Annotated in this window: 21 protein-coding genes and 1 tRNA gene; 5 read left to right on the top strand and 17 right to left on the bottom strand. The window is 52.2% G+C overall.

Annotated elements, in window-relative coordinates; genetic code table 11:
- Window positions 1-97 precede the first annotated feature (97 nt).
- Window positions 98-171, bottom strand: a tRNA-Pro gene (locus NSQ80_RS08830).
- Between the two features lie 251 nt (window positions 172-422).
- On the opposite strand from NSQ80_RS08830, the gene NSQ80_RS08825 reads away from it, so the two are divergent.
- Entirely contained in the window at window positions 423-947 is a 525-nt protein-coding gene (locus tag NSQ80_RS08825) for a stalk domain-containing protein (protein ID WP_339302064.1), read from the top strand.
- Window positions 948-1,070: 123 nt separating this feature from the next.
- Entirely contained in the window at window positions 1,071-1,997 is a 927-nt protein-coding gene (locus NSQ80_RS08820; RefSeq protein ID WP_339302063.1) for a polysaccharide deacetylase family protein, read from the top strand.
- On the opposite strand, the gene trmD is transcribed toward NSQ80_RS08820, so the two are convergent.
- The 9 genes from trmD to smc form a co-directional block, all read right to left on the bottom strand.
- On the bottom strand, window positions 1,972-2,796 hold the full coding sequence (gene trmD, locus NSQ80_RS08815; protein WP_339302062.1) for a tRNA (guanosine(37)-N1)-methyltransferase TrmD: 825 nt from the start codon (window positions 2,794-2,796) through the stop codon (window positions 1,972-1,974). The genes NSQ80_RS08820 and trmD overlap by 26 nt on opposite strands.
- A 1-nt stretch (window position 2,797) precedes the next feature.
- On the bottom strand, window positions 2,798-3,316 hold the full coding sequence (gene rimM, locus NSQ80_RS08810) for a ribosome maturation factor RimM (protein WP_339302061.1): 519 nt from the start codon (window positions 3,314-3,316) through the stop codon (window positions 2,798-2,800).
- Window positions 3,317-3,454: 138 nt separating this feature from the next.
- A complete protein-coding gene (locus NSQ80_RS08805; protein WP_009222978.1) occupies window positions 3,455-3,685 on the bottom strand; it encodes a KH domain-containing protein in 231 nt (76 codons plus the stop codon).
- A 22-nt stretch (window positions 3,686-3,707) separates the two neighbouring features.
- Complete coding sequence (gene rpsP, locus NSQ80_RS08800) at window positions 3,708-3,980, bottom strand: 30S ribosomal protein S16 (protein ID WP_009222977.1); 273 nt, start codon at window positions 3,978-3,980, stop codon at window positions 3,708-3,710.
- Between the two features lie 39 nt (window positions 3,981-4,019).
- A complete protein-coding gene (ffh, locus tag NSQ80_RS08795; RefSeq protein ID WP_016312468.1) occupies window positions 4,020-5,396 on the bottom strand; it encodes a signal recognition particle protein in 1,377 nt (458 codons plus the stop codon).
- 50 nt (window positions 5,397-5,446) lie between these two features.
- Complete coding sequence (locus tag NSQ80_RS08790) at window positions 5,447-5,800, bottom strand: putative DNA-binding protein (protein WP_339302060.1); 354 nt, start codon at window positions 5,798-5,800, stop codon at window positions 5,447-5,449.
- A 182-nt stretch (window positions 5,801-5,982) separates the two neighbouring features.
- Entirely contained in the window at window positions 5,983-6,630 is a 648-nt protein-coding gene (locus NSQ80_RS08785; protein WP_339302059.1) for a hemolysin III family protein, read from the bottom strand.
- Window positions 6,631-6,733: 103 nt separating this feature from the next.
- Window positions 6,734-7,741 carry a signal recognition particle-docking protein FtsY gene (ftsY, locus tag NSQ80_RS08780; RefSeq protein WP_339302058.1) on the bottom strand — a complete coding sequence of 336 codons (1,008 nt, stop codon included), beginning with the start codon at window positions 7,739-7,741 and terminating at the stop codon, window positions 6,734-6,736.
- Window positions 7,742-7,908: 167 nt separating this feature from the next.
- Entirely contained in the window at window positions 7,909-11,481 is a 3,573-nt protein-coding gene (gene smc / locus NSQ80_RS08775; RefSeq protein ID WP_339302057.1) for a chromosome segregation protein SMC, read from the bottom strand.
- Window positions 11,482-11,660: 179 nt separating this feature from the next.
- Between smc and NSQ80_RS08770 the strand changes: the two genes are divergently transcribed.
- Complete coding sequence (locus tag NSQ80_RS08770; RefSeq protein WP_339302056.1) at window positions 11,661-13,073, top strand: serine hydrolase; 1,413 nt, start codon at window positions 11,661-11,663, stop codon at window positions 13,071-13,073.
- A gap of 318 nt (window positions 13,074-13,391) precedes the next feature.
- Window positions 13,392-13,769, top strand: a complete 378-nt coding sequence (locus NSQ80_RS08765) for a hypothetical protein (protein WP_339302055.1) — start codon at window positions 13,392-13,394, stop codon at window positions 13,767-13,769.
- Window positions 13,770-13,771: 2 nt separating this feature from the next.
- Here NSQ80_RS08765 and NSQ80_RS08760 read toward each other — a convergent pair whose 3' ends face one another.
- Window positions 13,772-13,930 carry a hypothetical protein gene (locus NSQ80_RS08760; protein WP_339302054.1) on the bottom strand — a complete coding sequence of 53 codons (159 nt, stop codon included), beginning with the start codon at window positions 13,928-13,930 and terminating at the stop codon, window positions 13,772-13,774.
- A 179-nt stretch (window positions 13,931-14,109) separates the two neighbouring features.
- Between NSQ80_RS08760 and NSQ80_RS08755 the strand changes: the two genes are divergently transcribed.
- Window positions 14,110-14,388 (top strand): hypothetical protein, encoded by a 279-nt coding sequence (locus NSQ80_RS08755; protein WP_339302053.1) that lies wholly within the window; start codon window positions 14,110-14,112, stop codon window positions 14,386-14,388.
- A 118-nt stretch (window positions 14,389-14,506) separates the two neighbouring features.
- On the opposite strand, the gene rnc is transcribed toward NSQ80_RS08755, so the two are convergent.
- The 6 genes from rnc to NSQ80_RS08725 all read right to left on the bottom strand — a co-directional run bounded on the left by rnc (window position 14,507) and on the right by NSQ80_RS08725 (window position 19,780).
- Window positions 14,507-15,205, bottom strand: a complete 699-nt coding sequence (rnc, locus tag NSQ80_RS08750) for a ribonuclease III (protein ID WP_339302052.1) — start codon at window positions 15,203-15,205, stop codon at window positions 14,507-14,509.
- 13 nt (window positions 15,206-15,218) lie between these two features.
- Complete coding sequence (fabF, locus tag NSQ80_RS08745; protein WP_157273274.1) at window positions 15,219-16,457, bottom strand: beta-ketoacyl-ACP synthase II; 1,239 nt, start codon at window positions 16,455-16,457, stop codon at window positions 15,219-15,221.
- A gap of 129 nt (window positions 16,458-16,586) precedes the next feature.
- Window positions 16,587-16,820 carry an acyl carrier protein gene (acpP, locus tag NSQ80_RS08740; RefSeq protein WP_009222968.1) on the bottom strand — a complete coding sequence of 78 codons (234 nt, stop codon included), beginning with the start codon at window positions 16,818-16,820 and terminating at the stop codon, window positions 16,587-16,589.
- A gap of 71 nt (window positions 16,821-16,891) precedes the next feature.
- On the bottom strand, window positions 16,892-17,641 hold the full coding sequence (gene fabG / locus NSQ80_RS08735; RefSeq protein WP_009222967.1) for a 3-oxoacyl-ACP reductase FabG: 750 nt from the start codon (window positions 17,639-17,641) through the stop codon (window positions 16,892-16,894).
- 136 nt (window positions 17,642-17,777) lie between these two features.
- Window positions 17,778-18,716, bottom strand: coding sequence for an ACP S-malonyltransferase (gene fabD / locus NSQ80_RS08730; protein WP_260071223.1), 939 nt, complete (start codon window positions 18,714-18,716; stop codon window positions 17,778-17,780).
- Between the two features lie 74 nt (window positions 18,717-18,790).
- Window positions 18,791-19,780: a beta-ketoacyl-ACP synthase III gene (locus NSQ80_RS08725; protein WP_016312477.1), complete on the bottom strand. Its 990-nt coding sequence runs from the start codon at window positions 19,778-19,780 to the stop codon at window positions 18,791-18,793.
- Between the last annotated feature and the right edge of the window lie 3 nt (window positions 19,781-19,783).

Genomic DNA, 19,783 nt, shown 5'->3' with positions numbered 1-19,783 from the left:
AACGGTTTGAGGCAACTGTCTTGATAGCTTGCGCGGGATAAAAAAGGAACAGGCAAAATTCAATTGAAATTTGCCTGTTCCTTCGGTTGGCTAAAGATCGGAGTAGCGGGATTCGAACCCACGGCCTCACCCACCCCAAGGGTGCGCGCTACCTGACTGCGCCATACCCCGATAATCACATATAAAGGTTAACGATTTGCCGTTCAACGTTAACCGGATGTCAATCGCGTATTACCATTATAAGCGATAGCCGCGCACGCTCGCAAGAGTTTAGATGCAAGCCTAAGACCTATTCTCTCTCTATTAGGGCTAGTCCCTTTGTCTGATCACCTCCCCGTAAAATAACCCACAAAACCTATATCATTAGATAAGCTTCTATGTAATATTTTTAAAGGACGATAAACGATAGGAGGAAACTTCTCATGAAAAAAATCGTACTCGCGGTTGCAGCTAGCGCCTTAATCGGTACGGCATCCGTGGCAGGGGCAGCCCCTGCAGTAAAAACGGTCAAAGCGACCATCAAATACTTCAATTACGTGGTGAATGGGCAAACCAAGCTGACCGCGGATGCGCTGGTCTTTAATGGAACGACTTATGTCCCGATTCGTGAAGCCGCAAGCTTGTTTAATTACAGCACAACCTACGATGGTGCGACCAAAACGATTTCGTTCAGTTCAAAGAAGGAATGGATCACCTTATCCGATCTGATCGCTGCAAACCCGCGCCTTTCCGCTTCGCAATCTGAAGATACCGCCAATGTATACGTTGTTCGCGCGGGAGGCGAAACCGCATTTAGCCTTAATGCCGCAAACCTTAAGGATGGAGAAACGACTTCTGTCGTTACGAACAAGTCTCATTTGATCACTGTTAAGAAAGAGCTGGGGTCGATTGTGTTAAGCAAAAAAGACGTCATCGCCGCCGGATATATCGTCGAATCATTCGAATAAGCAAAACCCTCGGTAAATCTACCGGGGGTTTTTGGTTTTGATGTAGGATAACAAATCGTAACCACTTTTTTAGAGAGAGCAAATAAAATAGATCTATTAGAGAAAATAGGAGTTTGTGGAGAAATGAGCAGAAGATTAGCAAGATATGTACTATTTTTCGCAGCAATTTCGATTCTAGTGTATTCGGTCGCAGTGACCCACCCGAATACGGTTTTGGCCCGTAAGGCTTGCACCTCATGGGATATGGTGAAAACGAAGGTGTTTACTTCAAGCCATACGAAGCATGAGGAATATCCAACCCTGCCGATGGACTTTGCGGTTGCCCCAGGCACCGCCGAACAAGTGCCCGTACTGATGTATCATTACATCACTCCAAAGCAATACAATCAAGAGCCTGGCAACAAGTCGATTATCAATCTTGAGGCTTTTGAAGCTGAGATGGCCTATCTGCATGAGCAAGGGTATTATACAGCCTCTTTAAGCGAACTTGAACAATACGTCAGAGGGCAGATCTCCCTGCCGGCCAAGAGCGTGGTCATTACCTTCGATGACGGCTATCAAAATAACTATATTTATGCTTATCCCATTCTCAAAAACTATGGATTCAAAGCAGCTATCTTTGTCATCGGCAGTAAAATCGAGGCAGAAACCCAAACCTTCGATCCGACGAAGAAAACATATCTTTCAAAAGAAGAAATCCACGCGGCGCGCGATGTATTCGAGTTCCACAGCCACACGTATAATTTGCATTACAAAGGCTTCCAAAAATGCGGAGTTCCGTCATCCGCAGGGCTAGACTCTAAGTTAATTCAGGCCGATATCGACAAGATGAAAGAAACCGGGGTTGACTCTCCGTACTTTGCATACCCGTATGGCGAGAAATCCCGGCAGATGATCTATGAGCTGCAGGAGAACGGCTACCGCATGGCTTTCACCGTTCGCCAAGGCTTTGTCAAGCCCGGTGACCGGCTAATGGCTTTGAACCGCTTGACGGTCACATCGGACACAGACATGGAGAAGTTACTTACTCCTTCTCTTTCGGATGACTAGCTTTGATTTCTTCGAGCCAACGCAATTCCTTGGGAGATAACTCCACCTTTTCGAGCAGATCGGGCCGTCGTTCCCACGTCCGCCGTAACGCTTCCTTGCGCCGCCATTCATCGACATTGGCATGATGTCCACTGAGCAGAATATCTGGCACTCTCCATCCGCGAAACTCAACCGGGCGTGTGTAATGCGGATATTCCAGCAACCCGGTGCTAAACGAATCGGTGATCGCGCTTGTTTCATTGCCTAACACCCCAGGCAACAGGCGCGTCACGCTGTCGATGACCACCATCGCTGGCAGCTCGCCCCCGGTCAGTACATAATCGCCAATCGATAACTCGTCGGTGACCAAGTGTTGGCGAATCCGTTCATCGTAACCTTCATAATGCCCGCAAATAAAAATCAAGTGATCTTCCTGGGCTAATTCTTCCGCCTTCTTCTGCGTAAACGTCTCGCCTTGCGGACACATCAAGATAATGCGGGGCGGGCGAACGGAAGGGTTAGCCGCCAGGTCGGGTTCTGCGGCAACTGCCGGATGTTCCGCCGAATCTCCGGTATCCCCATCAACCTGCCGTCCAAGCAAATCTTCAACCGCACGAAAAATCGGCTCCGGTTTCAGCACCATGCCCCCGCCGCCGCCATAAGGCGTATCATCAACGGTTCCATGTTTATTGCCTGCATAGTCCCGGAAGTTAATGGCGTTGAAGGACACAATCCCCTTGTCCTGAGCTTTGCCGAGGATGCTGCTGCCAAATACGCCGGCGAACATTTCAGGAAACAAGGTCAACACATCCACGCGCATCCTACAACAGTCCTTCCATCATATGCACTGTAATGATTTTCTCCTTCACATTGACGTCCAACACCACGTCATCAATGACCGGAAGCAGCAGCTGCTTGCCATTTGGCAGCTTGGCAACCCATACATCATTCGCGCCGGGCCGCAGAATCTCCACGATTTCACCCAGCTCTTCCCCCTCATCGGAAACCACGCTGCAGCCGATGATTTCATGGAAATAATATTCGTTCTCCGGAAGCTCAACCGATTCCGCCTTGCTCACCTTCAAGTCGCGGCCTTTAAACCGTTCCACATCGTTGATATTGGAGAATTCGGCAAATTTAACAATATACATCTGTTTGTACGGCCGCGCCGATTGCACGGTGACCTCCAGCCGTTCCCCCGTTTCGGGATGAACAATCAGAAGCCGGCTCTTCGGTGCGAAGCGCACCTCCGGAAAGTCCGTCTGCAACAGCACGCGAAGCTCCCCGCGTATCCCGTGTGTATTTACGATTTTGCCTACCGTTAACAATGAATCCGACATATTAACCTCCCAAGTGCTATCTCCTCATCATACTCGCAGCTTGTCCCAACTGCCAGGATCCTTCTGCTTCAGCATGTACGAAAAAGGGCTAGGACAAACATCCTAACCCGCTTTCGTCTATCATTATGAAGTTAACGCTCAAGACATGATATCCACGGTGACCCGCTTATCCATCTTGACCGCTGCCGATGCTACGACGGTGCGCAGCGCCTTGGCGATTCTCCCCTGCTTGCCAATGACCTTCCCTACATCGTCGGGATGCACGGAAAGCTCATACACAATCAGATGGTCCTTCTCCACGACATCTACGCGCACGTCGTCCGGATGATCAACAAGAGCCTTCGCAATAACGCCGACTAATTGTTCCATTTACGACCCTCCGAATCAGCAATTATTTCTGCTGTCTAAGCTCATGGAATTTCTTCATAACGCCTGCTTTGCTCAGCAGATTGCGAACGGTATCGGATGCTTGTGCACCGTCTTGGAGCCATTTCAACGCTTTCTCTTCATCGATGTTAACTACAGCCGGCTCTGCAACCGGATTGTAGTAACCAATCTCCTCGATAAAACGACCGTCACGCGGGGAACGGGAATTCGAAACCACGATACGGTAGAAAGGAGCTTTATGAGCACCAATACGTTTCAAACGAATACGAACTGCCACGAAATTCACCTCCTTTTAAGAATGAACCTTGCATTTAGATTAACGGAAAGGGAATCTCATCCCTTTGCCGGCCTTGCTTAATTGCTTCAACATTTTGTTGCCTTTGCCTTTCGGCCCCATCATGTCGGAGAACTGCTTCATCACACGGCGCATCTCGTCAAATTGCTTGATCAAGCGATTGACGTCGGCGAGTGTGGTTCCGCTGCCTGCGGCGATCCGCTTGCGCCGGCTGTGATTGATCATATCGGGATTTTGCTTCTCCTCTTTGGTCATCGAATGCACGATGGCCTCAACCCGGCTCATTTGCTTCTCGTCCACCTTGACGTTCTGCATCTGCTTCATCTTGCCCATGCCAGGAATCATGTCCATAAGCTGATCCAGCGGGCCCAGCTTCTTCACTTGCTCCATTTGCTCCAGGAAATCCTCGAACGTAAACTCTGCATTGCGCATTTTCCGTTCCATTTCCTTCGCTTTTTCCGCGTCAATGTTGGCCTGAGCTTTCTCAATCAACGACAGCATGTCGCCCATGCCCAGAATCCGCGACGCCATCCGTTCCGGATGGAACGGCTCCAGCGCATCGATCTTCTCGCCCAGCGCAGCGAACTTGATCGGGCAGCCGGTGACCGCCTTAACCGACAACGCTGCACCGCCGCGGGTATCGCCGTCAAGCTTAGTCAACACGACCCCGGTGAGCGTCAGCTGCTGATTGAAGCTCTCCGCAACGTTAACCGCGTCCTGACCTGTCATGGCATCCACCACGAGCAAGACCTCGTCCGGGTTCGTCACCTCATGGATTTGCCGCAGCTCCTCCATCAGTTCTTCGTCCACATGCAGCCGGCCTGCGGTATCGATCAAGACATAGTCGTTGCCGTTATCCTTCGCATGCTGCAACGCCTGACGGGCAATTTCAACCGGGCTGTTGCCCTCTGGCAACGTAAACACCGGCACTTTAATCTGCTCGCCGAGCACCTGCAGCTGCTTGATTGCCGCCGGACGGTAAATGTCCCCTGCGACCAACAGCGGCCGGTGATTTTCCTTCAGCAGCAGCTTGGCCAGCTTCGCCGATGTTGTTGTCTTACCAGCCCCTTGCAGACCCGCCATCATCACGACTGTTGGCGGCCGATTGCTGCGAGCTAGCTTAGCTTGGCTTCCGCCCATCAGCTCGGTCAGCTCTTTGTTGACGATATCGATGATGACCATGCCCGGCGTAAAGCTGTCCATGACCTCTTTGCCGATCGCCTTCTCCTTCACCTTCGCGATGAATTCCTTGACGACTTTAAAGTTGACGTCCGCTTCCAGCAAAGCGAGTCGAACCTCACGCATCGCTTCGTTTACATCGTCCTCGGACACTTTCCCTTTGCCGCGAAGCTTACTGAATACGCTCTGCAAACGGCTTGTCAAACCTTCAAATGCCATACCTCGTCACCTCCATCTCTATAAGATCGTTCCGTATTCCTATAGTCATCTTACAATTGCTCCGCCTCGCGAAGCAAATTTCTTGCCGTTTCTTTATGTAACGGGGACATGTCGCTGGCTTCGACTAGCTGCCCTAATTGGGACAACACGTGGCTCCGCGCTTCGTGCTTCTTCAGCAGGCCCAGCTTCTCCTCGTACGTCTCCAGCATGCCTTCCGCCCGTTTAATATGTTCATATACCGCCTGACGGCTGATCTCGAACTCAGCGGCAATTTCGCCCAGCGAGAAATCATCGAGAAAATAATATTTCAAGAACGTCTGCTGCTTCTCCGTCAGCAGCGATTCATAGAAGTCAAACAAAAGGTTGATTCGGTTTGTCTTCTCCAGCCTATTCTCCTGACTCATCTGGGCACCCCCTCCGTCAAGGAAAAACACTTTACAGGCATCAACTTTTCCTATGATACCGAATGCCGAGATGGATGTCAAGCACTTTTCCTTAACATCAGTTTTGGACATAGCTAGAGCCGCATTTCGATGCAAAAAAGCCGCTCCCGATGCTTCGGAAAGCGGCTTGACGCTTCAGCTTCTTAATGATTTGGCAAGAGATACAGCAAGATCGCAAAGAAATGCGTTACGCTGCCGCCGAGGACGAACAGATGCCAGATCGCATGGTGATAAGGAAATCCCCGCCAGACATAAAAGATCGTTCCCAGCGTATACGACAGCCCGCCTGCAACTAACAGGACAACCCCTTGATGCGGCATCGCTGCAGTCAGCGGACCCCAGGCGATCACGATTAACCAGCCCATAATCAAGTAGAAAAACGTCGACATGAACAGGAATCTTTTGACGAAAAAGGCTTTAAACACAACGCCAAGCAGCGCGATCCCCCAGACAGTACCGAACAGGCTCCAGCCGAGCGGCCCCCGAACAGCTACCAACAGAAACGGGGTATACGTCCCCGCAATGTAAATGTAAATTGAGGAATGGTCGAAAAATTCGAACAAATCCTTCAGTTTCCCTTCCTTGAAGCTGTGCACGAGGGTCGAGCACAGGTATAACAACAACATGCTTGCGCCATATATTGTAAAGCTGACAACGTGCCAAGCTGTGCCCTTCATGCTGGAGAAAACGATCAACAGCACTAATCCTGCTACACTGAGCAAGGCGCCGATACCGTGAGTGATCGCGTTGGCAATTTCCTCACGACGGTCATACGTATGTGTATTCGCCATCCTGTCACCTCCTAAAATTCTCTTGATTAGTTTGTCTTGCCGGGCGATTGCCTATGAGCATCATACGAAAGGATCCCGGAAAGTGTTACTGGAACTGGCCCAATTAAGCCTCATTGGGTTCCCCTTCAGCTTCTTCCTCCTCAGCAATCAAACCGGCAAACAACCCATGTACGAATTGCTCGGAATCGAATTTTTGGAGGTCTTCCATCTTCTCACCCAGTCCAACGAATTTCACCGGAAGGCTGAGCTCTTGACGGATGGCGATGACAATGCCGCCTTTGGCCGTTCCGTCCAGCTTCGTGAGCACGAGACCAGTCACGCCGCTTTTCTCACCAAACAGCTTGGCTTGGCTAAGCGCGTTTTGTCCTGTGGTGGCATCAAGCACCATCAGCACCTCATGGGGAGCGCCGGGGATTTCGCGCTGAATCACGCGGTAAATCTTGTTCAGCTCTTCCATCAGGTTCGACTTGTTTTGCAGGCGTCCCGCTGTATCGCACAGCAAAATATCGGCCCCGCGCTGCTTGGCGGCTTGAACCGCGTCGAACATCACCGCTGCCGGATCCGAACCAGCTTGTTGCTTGATGACATCAACTCCAACGCGCTTGCCCCAAACCTCGAGCTGCTCAATCGCCCCTGCACGGAAGGTATCACCTGCGGCGAGAATCACCTTTTTGCCCTGCAGTTTATAATAATGGGCCAGCTTGCCAATCGTCGTCGTTTTACCAACGCCGTTAACGCCTACGAACAAAATGACGCTGATCCCGTCCGGGTTCAAATGCATTTCGCTGTCCTCGTCCCCGCGCAGCAGCTGGGTCAGCTTCTCGGAGAGCAGCGGCTGCAGCTCCGAAGCGTCTTCGATCCGGCGCTGCTTCACTTCGGCGCGAAGATCATCGATCAGCTTCATGACCGTGTTCACGCCAACGTCGGCGCCAATCAAAATTTCCTCCAACTCTTCAAAAAATTCCTCATCGATTTTTTTGCGCCGGGTTACGAGCTCGGTCACTTTTTCAACAAAGCCTTTCCGGCTTTTCTCCAGCCCGTCCCGGAACTGTTTCGTTACGGATTCCGTTTTAGATGCAATGCTCTCTTTCAGTTTCTTAAAGAAACTCATAGGAATATATCCTCCTTCATCACTTCGAACTCAATTATCTCATACCGCAGGGGGCCTAAGCAATTTTCCGCCCCAGACCGCGTAAACACAAAAACGTGGCAGGAGAGCCAAGCTGTCGTCTTGACCCCCAAGCCACCGTAAATTGTATTTGAGAATGTTCTGTTGGCTTAAGCGATTTCGACCGTATCTTCGTCCTCCAGCTTCACCGAAACGAGCTTGGACACGCCGCCTTCCTCCATGGTCACCCCGTACAGCACGTCGGCTTCTTCCATCGTGCCTTTGCGGTGAGTCACCACGATAAACTGGGTTTGCTCCGAAAATTCGCGCAAGTACTGGGCAAAACGGACCACGTTGGCTTCGTCCAGCGCCGCCTCGACCTCGTCGAGCACGCAGAACGGCACCGGCTTCACCTGCAAAATCGCAAACAGCAGCGCCATCGCTGTTAATGCCCGCTCCCCGCCGGAGAGCAGCTGCAGGTTTTGCAGCTTCTTGCCCGGCGGCTGAGCCACCACATCGATCCCTGTGTCCAGCAGGTTGTCCGGATCGACCAAGATCAAATCCGCCCGCCCGCCGCCGAACAGCTTCGAGAAGACGATCACAAATTCGCGGCGAATGGCGTCAAACGTCGTTTTGAAGCGTTTGGACATCTCCTCGTCCATTTCGCGGATTACCTGGTACAACGTCGTTTTCGCTTCGACGAGATCATTCTTCTGCTCGCTGAGGAACTGATAACGTTCCGACACGCGGTTGTATTCCTCGATCGCGCCGAGGTTCACCTCGCCAAGCAACGTGATCTGCCGCTTCAGCTCCTTCACGTCGGCCTGGGTCTGCGGCACATCCTCCGGCACGGCGTAACGCTGCTTCGCCAGCTCGTAGCTCAGCTCGTAATCCTCAGACAGCTTGCGCAGAATGTTATCCAGCTCCACGTCGAGGCGGTTCGCCTGGATTTCTGTCTGGCGCAACTGCTCCTCTACGGCCTTGAGCCCAAGCCGCTGCTCTTTCGTTTCGCTTTCGCCTTCCTCCAGCTTCTTCACAAGCACGGCGCGCGAAGCGCGTTCCAGCTCCAGCTGTTCGCTGGCCCGTTCCTTCTTCAGCTTAAAGTCGTTGAGCTCTTCCCGTTGCTTCACGGTCTGCTCCTCGTTTTGCTTCAGGTCCGCTTCAATCGACTGCAGGATCGTGCGGGTCTGCCCCAGCTCACGCTCCTGCACCTTGAACTCTTCCTCCGCGCGGCGCAGCTGCTCACGCAGCGACTGGCATTCCTGATCCAGCTTGCCTTCCCGGACCTTGAGCCCGGTCAGCAAATCCTGCAGCTCCTCCTTGGCCGATTCGCTAGCTTTACGCGCGAACTCGGCTGCCCGGATCGACTGCTGCACCGTTTGCTCTTCTTTCTCCAGCTCAACGAGTCGCGCTTCCGCCGCGGTCTTTGTCGCTTCAAGCTCCTCGAGCTCTTTCAGGTAGTGGCCTTTCTCCTGGCCATAGAGCTCAAACTGCTCGGAGACACGGCGCCATTCGTGGTCGATCTGTTTCAAATCACCGGCGCATTCTTGCTCCTCTACCCGTTTGGCATCGCCGGCTTCCCGCAGTCGCGTTAACTCGCCTTCGGCCTTGGCCAGCTGACTGCGTACGTCTGCCAACCCTTTGCGCAGCTTGTCCAGCATTTCCTCGCTTTCGCGAATATCGCCGGCAAGCTGGTCGAGCTGGCGTTTACGCCCCAGCAGGTTGCTGTTCTTGCGATGCTGGCTGCCCCCGGTCATCGAACCGCCGGCATTCACGACATCGCCTTCCAGCGTCACGATCCGGAAGCGGTATTGCAGCCGTGCGGCCATTTTGTTCGCCCGCTCCAGATCGCTGGCAAAGACGACATTACCGAGCAAGCTGCCGACAATGTTCTCATACCTCGGCTCGTAGCCCACCAGATCGGCTCCAATGCCGATGAATCCGTCCGCTTCCTCCAGTAGACGTTTGTCCGCTGCGGAAATCTGGCGCGGACGAATTACGTCGAGCGGAAGGAAGGTCGCTCGGCCCAGCTGCCGCTGCTTCAGAAAGGCGATCGCCTGCCGCGACACCGCTTCGTTCTCCATGACGATATGCTGCATCGCAGCGCCTAGCGCCGTCTCTACGGCGACTTCAAGCTTCTCCGGCACCCGAATCAGCTCCGCGACAGCACCGTGGACACCGGACAACGTCGACCGTTTGGCCGCCTTGAGCACTTCCTTAACGCCCAAGACAAACCCGTCGTAGTCGTCCTCCATCTCCTTCATCGTGTCGCGGCGGGAAACCAACGCTTCGCGCTTCTGTTCCCACTTGCGGATGTTGCTTTGGCTTTCTTCCACAAGCTTCTGCAGCGAATTCACCCGTTCGCTTTCCTGGATGTACTGTCCGCGCAAATCGGCAATCTCTTTGCCCAGCTTGTCTAGCACCTTCTCCAGTTCAGCCTTGCGCGCTTTGAGCCGTTCCAGCTCCTCCGTCCATTTGACGCCTTCCTCTTCCGCGCGTTCCATCCGGCGTTTCACGCTTTCCTTCTGCTGTTCAGCATAATGGATCTCGTTGCGCGCTTGCGCCATCTGGTTCATGATGTCCAGCAGTTGGCCTTTCAGGCCGTCCTCCTGCGCTTGGCTGATGCCGCCGGTCACCCCGATCAGCTTCGCCTCTTCGGCCGCCAGCTCATTACGCAGTTCATGAAGCTGCTGCTCCGCTGCGGCGAATTTGGCTGCCAGCTGCTCCTTTTCCTGCTGCCGCTGGGCGAACCGCTCTTCACTAATCTCCAGCGATTGAAGCAGCTGCTCGCGATTTTGAGTCAGATTTTTAGCGCGTTCCTTCAGCACTTCGCCGTAGCCTTCGCTTTTCTCGTAGCTTTCGCTGTATTCGAGCAGCTGACTTTGCAGCAGTTCGATTTGATCCTCAACCTGACGAAGGGCCAGCCGGTCGCTCTCCAATTTGGCATCATGCGCGGAAACAACGGTCGACAGCGCCAGCTGCTCCTCCTGCAGCTTGGCCAGCTTGGCGTTGGCCTCGCTCCACGATTCATGGATTTGCTCGATCTGATGCACATATAGCGAAATTTCTTTATTTTTTAATTGCTCACGCAATTCCTTGTACTTCAGGGCTTTCTCCGACTGCTCCTTCAGCGGCTCGATCTGATCCTCCAGCTCGGACACCAAGTCGTTGATGCGAAGCAGGTTCTGCTCGGTTTCATCCAGCTTGCGGCGGGCGTCGCGTTTGCGGCTCTTGTATTTCACAATCCCCGAAGCCTCTTCAAAAATGCCGCGGCGGTCCTCCGAGCGTGTGCTCAAAATTTCCTCAATCCGGCCCTGCCCGATGATAGAGTACGCTTCCTTCCCGATCCCCGTGTCCATAAACAGCTCGGTGATATCCTTCAGCCTGCAGGGCTGCTTGTTGATGAAGTATTCACTGTCGCCGCTGCGATGGACTCGCCGGGTCACCGTCACTTCGCTGAAGTCAAGCGGCAACGCTTGATCGGTGTTGTCCAACGTCAGCGATACCTCACTGTAATTCACGGCCTTGCGCGCGTCACTGCCGGCAAAAATGATATCTTCCATCTTCCCGCCGCGCAGCGACTTGGCGCTTTGCTCCCCGAGCACCCAGCGGATCCCGTCGGAGATGTTACTCTTACCGCTGCCGTTAGGTCCAACCACGGCGGTAATTCCGCGGACGAATTCCATCTCCGTCTTATCGGCGAACGATTTGAAGCCCGCTAACTCTATCCGTTTCAAAAACATACGTTCACGATCACCTCTACCGACTATTGTAACATACCCCAAGCCCTGGAGGACAGGCTATCCGTCGCGGAAGATTGCGCGGCATGAAGCTTCTCTCATTCGCTTGAAATTTAAGGCACTTTTTGCTAGTGTGATAGAAAAAAATCCAACCTCTTATATCGGTAAAAGGAGCAACATTGATGAGCACAAAAAAACTTTCCCGCCTGGCCGGCATCATGATATCTGTATGCCTTGGGACGGCTTCCCTCGGATCGCCGGGACTGCCAGTGGCTTCCGCTTCGCAGACGCAGGCGGGGAAATCCGTAACTGTGACCGTAGGGGGGCAATCCGTTGCCTGGACAACCAAGCCCCTCATTTATCGCGGCGTGACCTATGCCCCTTTGCGTGAAGCGGCGGAATACCTGGGTGCAGAAGTACGATGGAATACTACGAAACGTGCTGCCGAGCTTCGGGTACACGGGGACACGATCCTGCACCGCGCGGGGACGGATCTGTTCAGCGTCAACGGAAACCCGCTCCGGATCGGCGTAAATTCGTTAGATCAAGGCGGCGTCACCTTGGTGCCTTTGCGGGCTTTAGCCGAAGTGCTGAAGGCTGAGGTGGATGCCGTGGCAATGTCAGGAACGATGCACGTTGCCTTGACCCCGGACGCAGCGACAATCCGTTCTTCGGAAACCGAGGTAGCTGACCGCTATTTGCAGGCCCAAAAGTATTCCGGGATTGCATTGATTGCTAAAGATGACCGGATTCTGTTGCGCAAAGGTTACGGATATGACGGCGATAACCAGCTCGTTCGGGCCGATTCGAAATCGCGCATTGGTTCTCTGACCAAATCGTTTACAGCGGCGGCCGTCATGAAGCTCGCGGAGGAAGGAAAGCTTCGCCTCGACGAACCATTAGAGTCGTATTTCCCCGGTTTTCCTAGTGGGGACTGGATGACCATCCATATGCTGCTGTCCCACCTAAGCGGCATCAACCCCAACTTTCCACGGGTTGCGGGCATGACCTTGCAGGATACGATCGAAGCGATCCGCTCCAAGCCGCTGCTGAGTGAACCGGGCAGTAAATTTATGTACAGCAACAGCGGTTATGTCGTGCTGGCAGGGATCATCGAGAAAGCCTCGGGGATGAGTTATGGGGAATATCTGAAGCAGAGCATTTGGGAGCCGCTGGGTTTAAAAGACACCGGCGAAGCGAAGCCCTCGATTCCGGTCCTTCAGGGCTACGTTAGTGCCGGGGACCAACTCTGGGCGCCGGCCGGCCCTTATATCTCACAATCCGGGACCGGCACGTTATACTCCACTGCCAACGACATGTTGACGTGGATCGCCTCATTTGAAACGGAACGCGTACTTAGCCAAGCGTCGATCGACCAAATGTTCACCCCGTATTCTGAGAAAAATTACGGCTACGGCTGGATGATTCAGCAGGAAAACGGGACAACACGCGTCTTCCACAATGGCAGCGGTACCGGCTACGCCACCGGCATGTCCCGGGAGCTCGGCGGCGGGTATACGATCATTCTGCTTGGCAATCATGCCGGGATGGATACGCTGACGTTGATGACCGAGCTCAGGATGCAGTTGCCGTAAATCTTAACAGAGCCTCTGAACGAAACATAACTAAGCTTAGGAATTTCTTCTATTTTAGAATGTTACAATTTAATCTTTTAGATCAAAGTCAAACAGAACATTGAATTTTTCTCAATACTTATAACCCCCTTCTTCATACTTAGTAGTAAGATCAACTAGACATAGTGTTCATTTTCGTTTGTAACACGATGTTAAGTATATCAATATATTAATCTTGCAGATGAATTTCTCTTAAATCAGGAAACTGCGGGATACAGTTATCTTGGATTTATATCCTAGGGAAAGCTCACCTGCAATAATCAATAGGTGGGACTTAGGATGGAAAACAATAAGTTAATTAAACTGCAAGTTGAAGAACCAAGAATAAAAAGCGCAACTAACTTTTTACAAGACAAGGGGGTTTCACTCGAACTAAATAGTCCTCAACTTTACAAATATAAAAATACTAAGTATTTAATCTTATCTGCTAAAAGTAAACCTGAACTTTTTGTCCTGTCTTATAACGAAAATGATGAACTAGTGGAAGTAACAACGAAAAGTACACTTCTGAATCAATCGGGGAATGTAATAGAAAATCACTTCACAGCATGCGCTGCAGCTAAAATAAAACCTAGCTTGTGTATCAATATGTGCACCAATAATATTAAAACGTGTGAAACAGACCCCTTTCCTATTGACGGCGGGATACCCACATAATACTAATTTATATTTTTAGCTTCTGCTATTCTTTGCTTCAGTTGGCGCTTTTTTTCTTCTAAACGTAAAATCTTTCGCATTGTAATAAATGACAAAAAACAAAACAGAGTATATTTAGCATTTATAAAGTCCAAATCGTTATCATAAACAAACTTATTCACTCTCTTTCACCTCTTTAGAACAGAACCTGAGCAATACGCTTTCCTAAGAAAAGCTGTTGTTCAGGTTCCTCTTGTAATGAATAAACTTCAAAATAGTAGTATGATGTCTTATCCGTTTTATTTTTTTATTACGTAACATTATATTCTATTTCAAAATCATCTTAAAGGAGAAAATTTCTATGTCAAGTTTATGTAGACATAAACTATTAAAAAGCATTCAGGCGGTTCACGGCGCCGTAATTTCTTATGCCAACTGTGTCTGTGAAGATATTTCTGAAAAGGAAAAGGAAATTTTTTTTAAGTTCGGATTGGAGCTAGCCGTGCAGTTACAAGAATTACGGAGACTTTATATTTCCCTGTATCAATTTGACCCATTAAGTGGGATCCCCACAGTAGATACTCAATGTTGTACCTCAAAAATAAATCACCCAGAACAAAATAAAACCGATAAGGTTTGAATATCTCCAGTGGTTTAAAGTAACTAACAGCACGATCGGTCTGATCTAAGAGAAGAAGGCCTCCCTGATCAATCTTGGGACGCCTTCTTCTCTTCCATATTCACATCTCATGCAATGTTCAAAGATCGGAGCTCTTAAGCAACTCCAACGCCACGGCGGCGGCCTGTTGCTCGGCTTCCTTCTTGGATCTGCCGGTACCCTGGCCAAGCGAACGGCCATCCATGCGGACCTCCGCAACGAATTCGCGTTCATGGGCCGGTCCCCGTTCTTCAATGATCCGGTATTCCAATGTGCCCATGCCATGATGCTGCGTCAATTCCTGCAGCTCCGTCTTGAAGTCGCCGGTCGACAGCTTGCCATCAAGGGTCAATTTAGGGAATACATGGCGATGAAGGAACGCAGTAACTGCTTCCAGGCCCTGGTCCAAGTACAAAGCGCCAATAAAGGATTCGAACACATCCGCGAGCAATGCAGGACGAGTTCGCCCACCCGTCAACTCCTCGCCTTTGCCTAGCAGGACGTATTTTCCAAACTCTAGGTTTTCGGCAAATTTCACGAGCGACGGTTCACAGACGATCGCGGCGCGCAATTTGGTCAGCTCGCCTTCAGGACGATCCGGGAATAACCGATATAAATGCTCCGAAACGGTCAATTCGAGAACGGCATCGCCCAAGAACTCCAGCCGTTCGTTATCCTCATATTGACTGAAGCGATGCTCATTCACGTATGACGCATGAGTGAAGGCTTGTTTCAGAAGCTGCCGATTTTGGAATGCCAGTTCAAGTTTTTGCTGTAACTGCTTCAGATCTCCATTCACCGGACTTAACCCCTTATGCTTCGTATTTCTTCATGATGATCGTGGCGTTGTGTCCGCCGAATCCAAACGAGTTGGACATCGTGACGCGGACATCCGCACGTCTGGCTTCGTTCGGAACGTAGTCCAGATCACATTCCGGATCCGGATGCTCCAAGTTGATCGTTGGCGGAATGATGCCATGCTTCAAGGTGAGCCCGCAAATGACGCCTTCCACCCCGCCGGCAGCCCCAAGCAAGTGGCCGGTCATCGATTTTGTCGAGCTGACCGCCAATTTATAAGCATGGTCTCCAAACGCACGTTTGATCGCAATCGTCTCCGAGCGGTCGCCAACCGGGGTCGATGTCCCGTGGGCATTGATATAATCCACTTCTTCCGGCGCAATCCCGGCATCGCGGATCGCCATCTTCATGCAGCGTTCCGGTCCGTTGGGATCCGGCTCCGTCATATGGTGAGCGTCCCCGCTCAAGCCGTAGCCGATAACTTCACCGTAGATTTTAGCACCGCGCTTCTGTGCATGCTCCAGCGATTCCAAAATCAGAATCCCGGCGCCTTCGCCCATGACAAAGCCGTCTCGTTCCAGATCAAACGGCCGGCTGGCTTTCTCCGGTTCGTCGTTGCGGGTCGACATCGCCCGCATCGAGCAGAATCCCGCCATACCGGTCGGACGGATCGTTGCTTCCGCGCCTCCGCAAATCATCACATCGGCATCACCCCGCTGGATAAGCTTGTACGAATCGCCGATGGAATGAGTTCCGGTCGCGCACGCAGTTACCGCCGTCGTGTTCGGACCCTTCGCTCCAAACATGATCGATACATGGCCCGAGGCCATATTGGCAATCATCATAGGAATAAAAAATGGGCTGACGCGTTTTGGACCTTTCTCCAGCAAAATATTGTGCTGGTCTTCCCAAGTTCCAAGACCGCCGATCCCCGAACCAATCATAACGCCAACCCGTTCCGGATCGGCCGTCTCACCGATGGTGAGTCCGCTGTCTTTCATGGCGCTGATTGCCGCAGCGGCTGCAAATTGCACGAAGCGGTCCATCTTCCGCGCTTCCTTCCGATCCACATAATCCTCTGGATTAAAATCTTTCACGGAGGCGGCAATTTGCGTCGGGTATTCGCTGACATCAAACGCTTCGATTCTCGAAACGCCGGATTTCCCCTGAACAAGGTTATTCCATAGCGTATCGAGGTCTTGTCCTAGCGCCGTCACGACCCCCATTCCTGTGACTACTACTCTATGCTTCAAACACATTCACCTCGTATGGACTTCATGTGTACTAATCATTCTAAGTTCTTAAGCACGAATGCTTGCAGAAGCTGAAGATGAGGAGAAGTCCCGCCTGCTATGTAGGAGGTACGGGACTTTTGGATGACATTAGGTATGAGATTGTATGTAGTTTACAACTTCACCTACAGTCGTAATCTTCTCTGCATCTTCGTCGGAAATTTCCAGATCGAATTCATCTTCCAATTCCATGACCAACTCAACTACGTCAAGCGAATCCGCACCCAAGTCGTCTTTGAAAGACGCTTCCAGCGTCACTTCGGCTTCATCAGCGCCGAGGCGATCCACTACAATGCGTTTTACGCGATCCAAGATATCGGACATCCGGTTCACCTCCTCTTTGGTATTATAAGAGATTTGAAGTTAAAATGCCATAGAAGCGAAAGGCGTGATTTTTACATATACATTCCGCCGTCTACGTGCAGCGTTTGACCGGTCATATATGCCGCGCTGTCCGAGGCGAGGAACAGAACCACGCTGGCGATCTCCTCAGGTTGTCCCAAGCGGGCCAATGGGATATCCGCCAGCAGCTTCTGGCGATACTCCTCCGGAAGCTCGCCCGTCATATCGGTATCGATAAACCCGGGGGCGACGCAATTCACGGTGATCCCGCGCGAAGCCAGCTCGCGCGCCGATGATTTGGTCAAGCCAATAACCCCGGCTTTGGCGGCGACATAGTTCGCCTGACCCGCATTGCCGAGCACGCCGACCACCGAAGAGATATTGATAATTCGTCCCGAGCGCTGCTTCATCATCGGGCGGGTCACGGCTTTGATGCCGTTAAATACGCCTTTGAGATTCGTCTCGATGACTTGATCAAATTCTTCTTCCTTCATGCGCATAATTAAATTATCTCTTGTAATCCCTGCGTTATTCACGAGAATATCGATCCGGCCCCACGCATCCAGCATGGATTTCACCATTTCCTCGAACTGCTCGCTGCTGCCTACATGCGCTTTAACCGCGTAGGATTTCACACCAAGCGCCTCGATTTCGGAAACGACGCGGGCGGCGGCTTCTTCATTCCCCGCATAGTTTACAACAACGTCAGCTCCCGCCTCGGCCAAAGCAAGCGCAATGCTGCGGCCAATTCCACGTGAAGCCCCCGTGACCAAAGCGGTTTTCCCTTGCAGCGGTTTGCTCATACGGTTCATCTCCTTTCGCCTAACCTATGCGAAGCATTTAAAAATCAAAGCTCTAGATTGCCTCTATGATCCTATCGCCATTCTTTGCGCCAAGCGGCACCTTTGCGGCGATGGTAAAACCTAAGGCTAAATCGGCCTATTCGGTTAAAGCTGCAGCCGTTTGTTCCAGGCTGTCCAATCCGCTAACGTTAAACAGCCGCGCCGATTTATCGATTTTTTTGATTAATCCGGTTAAGACGCTGCCAGGCCCGATCTCTACGAACGTATCCACGCCTTGGGAAAGGAGCCAACTCACGCTATCCTCCCAAAGCACAGGAGAATAAACTTGACGAACCAGCAATTCGGCAATCTCTGCCCCGCTTTGTACGGGACGAGCCGTCACATTAGCGACAACCGGCACCTTGGCATCGCTGAACGAAGCAGCGGCCAGCCGTTCGCCCAGCCGTTCCGCAGCCGTCTTCATCAAAGAAGAGTGGAACGGTCCGCTGACCTCCAGGGGAATCGCCCGTTTGGCCCCGATTTCCTTCACCCGCTCAATGACGAGGTCAACCCCTTCTCGGCTTCCCGAGACCACAATCTGCCCAGGGCAGTTCACATTCGCCAGCTCAACCAGCGCACCGCCAGCAGTAATGTCGGCGCACAGCTTAGCAAGTGCGTCACGCTCGCCGCCAAGGACGGCTGCCATCGCGCCTTGCCCGCCCGGCACCGCTTGCTCCATAAATTCGCCGCGCGCCCGAACAAGCTTCACGGCATCTTCAAAGTGAAGAACACCGGCTGCGGTCAGCGCGCTGTATTCGCCTAGACTGTGACCGGCAACATAATCCGGTTGAACGCCTTTGGCGGCAAATGCCTCATATAGCGCCACGCTAGTCGTCAAGAGCGCCGGCTGTGTATTGGCCGTCTGCTTCAGCTCCGTGTCCGGTCCGCCGAAGATCAGATCGGTGAGCTTGAAGCCCAGCTGCTCATCTGCAGTTTCGAACCGCGCCCGTGCTTCCGGCAGCGCGTCATATATATCCTTGCCCATTCCAACGCTTTGGGAACCCTGTCCCGGAAAAACAAAAGCGATTTTGCCCATCCTGTGCACTCCCTATCGTAAAAGTCCGGTGAATGACCATCCATCCTCGCGTATCCGAATGGCGATCGCCTAGATTACCACACGAGCACGGATGCTCCCCAGGTTAGTCCGCCTCCGAAGCCAACGAGCAGGATGGTGTCGCCTTCCTTCATGCGTCCATCCTCTGCTGCTTCAACCAGCGCCAGCGGAATCGAAGCTGCCGAAGTGTTGGCGTATTTATCCACATTGATCACGCACTTCTCTTCCGGCAAATTCAGACGCTCTCTCGCCGATTGGATGATTCGGATATTCGCCTGGTGAGGGACGAAGAGATCGATGTCCTCTTTGGTCTTCCCTGCTTTGCGAAGCACTTCTTCGGTTGCCGTTCCCATCACGCGTACGGCAAACTTGAACACCTCGCGGCCATTCATATAAATGTAATGCTTGCGATCCGCCACGGTCGCCTCCGAAGCAGGAAGGCGAGAACCGCCCGCTTCGAGCTTCAGCAACTCGCCGCCGGCCCCTTCCGCGCCGAGATCAAAGGACAAGAATCCGCGGCCTTCCGGCACCTCGCCGAGCACGACAGCCCCGGCCCCATCCCCAAACAGAACACAAGTGTTCCGGTCCGTATAGTCCGTGATGCGGGACAAGGTATCCACACCGATCACCAGTGCATTCCGGTACATTCCAGTCTGAATAAATCCGTTCGCCGTGGCCATTCCGTAAACAAACCCTGAACAAGCGGCGGATAAATCAAAGGCAGCCGCTTTCTTCGCACCGAGCTTGTCCTGCAAAATGCAAGCGGTCGAAGGAAACGCCATGTCCGGGGTGATCGTTGCCACAATGATCAAATCCAGCTCTTCCGCTTTCAAACCCGCGGAATCCAACGCCCGAACGGCCGCTTCATAAGCCAAGTCGGAGGACGCTTGGTCCGGTGCGGCGATATGCCGTTCTTTAATTCCTGTACGCGAAACGATCCATTCGTCATTCGTATCTACGATTTTCTCCAAATCGGCATTCGTCAGCACCTTTTCCGGAACGTACTTCCCGGTCCCGATAATTCCAACCGAACGTAATTTTGTCACGAT

Source organism: Paenibacillus sp. FSL K6-2441, assembly GCF_037964765.1.
GTDB classification, from domain to species: domain Bacteria; phylum Bacillota; class Bacilli; order Paenibacillales; family Paenibacillaceae; genus Fontibacillus; species Fontibacillus phoenicis.
Note: the sequence above shows the minus strand (reverse complement) of the source record. Positions and strands in the feature narration are given on the sequence as shown.